Genomic DNA, 251 nt, shown 5'->3' with positions numbered 1-251 from the left:
ACCAGTACTAATGACCCGAGAGGCTTAACCTTACAACACCCAAGGTGTTTTGGTTTGAGAGACGATATAATTTAATTTTCAGCGATTGTTCCGAGATTGGTTCGTGTGGCCTGCCGTCGAGAGAGGGTGGGTGGCATGGATGAAACAGAATTTGCCTGGCGGCACTAGCGCGGTGGTCCCACCTGACCCCATGCCGAACTCAGAAGTGAAACGCCGTAGCGCCGATGGTAGTGTGGGGTCTCCCCATGCGA

1 rRNA gene is annotated in these 251 nt (G+C 53.4%); it reads left to right on the top strand.

Features of this window, described 5'->3' with window-relative positions:
• Positions 1-154: 154 nt before the first annotated feature.
• Positions 155-251 (top strand): 5S ribosomal RNA (gene rrf / locus ACMV8I_RS21585); the annotation flags it as partial.

The sequence above is a fragment of the Ewingella sp. S1.OA.A_B6 genome, assembly GCF_049889095.1.
Classification (GTDB): Bacteria; Pseudomonadota; Gammaproteobacteria; order Enterobacterales; family Enterobacteriaceae; genus Ewingella.
This window is presented reverse-complemented; position numbering and strand designations above follow the sequence as displayed.